This window comes from bacterium endosymbiont of Bathymodiolus sp. 5 South, from assembly GCF_900128535.1.
Taxonomy (GTDB): Bacteria; Pseudomonadota; Gammaproteobacteria; order PS1; family Pseudothioglobaceae; genus Thiodubiliella.
The window spans coordinates 1-1,129 of the sequence record NZ_FQTR01000346.1; the positions used below are offsets into that span (position 1 = coordinate 1).

Below are 1,129 nucleotides of genomic sequence, written 5' to 3' on the forward strand. Positions count from 1 at the left end.
GCCCCGCCTCTATTGGTAGTAAGATTAATCACTTTATCTGCATTTTCTAGCGTAGAAACATCAGCTGTAGTAATGGCAAACTTAGGAATTGCTTTAGTTACTGTTATCTCAAACATTTTGCTAGCGCTGTTATTTTGTGGATCAGAGGCATTAATCTTAACAAGATAATTACCCCCTGGTTTTTTATTAACCTTTGTCTTAATACTTAACTCACCCTTTGAAGTGATTGAAAAATATTCGTTACTAGTATCATCGTCAAGACTGTAACTAAGGTCTGCGTTGTTGGTATCGTCATCAGCGGCGGTAGCTGTGCCAATCACGGTACCATTGACGCTACCAGCTTCAATAGTTGAATTACTGAGTTGAATATTTTTAGGTGCTTCAGCTACATCCAAAACTGTAAATATAACATATAGGCGTAAAGGAACCCCATCAGTAAGCACTATGTCAACCTTGATATAAAGTGTTTTATTGTCAAGAGCCTCATAATTTTGTTTCTTCAATGTTATTCCAGTCTTACTTATTATAAATTGCTCTCTATCACTACTTTCTGCATACGATATGGTCTTAATGCTATGAAGGCGGAATACCTGATCCTTATTTTCAACTGCGTTCATGCGCTCCGTAATAAGAGCAGCCAATGCTTGGAATGATGACAACAACAGTACACTTATAATAAATAGTTTTATAGTTTTCATAGAAACTCCCCTTAATAATTATTTTACTTCGCTGTTTCTAAGTAACAGCGAATAATTGGCAAAATGTTTTTTTACACTTTAAACATCAGCATGAATCCTAGATATTCTCTAGTTCTGTATTAAAAATAAGATGTGAATCTAAGTTGTATAAAACTGACTACTTTTTTATAAAGCATTATGATTCACCCCCCTATATATATTTTTACCTTAAAAATAGATACTTGTGTAAGTTTTTTTTGTTGTGTAATCTTAGACTCCTACATTATAAAACCCCAACAAATTAAGACAACAATTTAAATTTTCTTATTTCGAACAAGTTAAACTGAGGCCTTTGCATAAATAGGAATGATCATCAGAAACCCACTTTTCACCCACTTGGCGATTTTTTAAACCCAGCCTTAGCCCTGCTAGGACAAGGTTTAAAGAAATCA

At 34.1% G+C, this 1,129-nt stretch carries 1 protein-coding gene; it reads right to left on the reverse strand.

The genetic code is table 11. The features are described from left to right. Positions 1-698, reverse strand: a 698-nt coding sequence (locus tag BBROOKSOX_RS11385) for a cadherin repeat domain-containing protein (RefSeq protein WP_139661968.1), incomplete at its 3' end; no start/stop codon positions are given. Between the last annotated feature and the right edge of the window lie 431 nt (positions 699-1,129).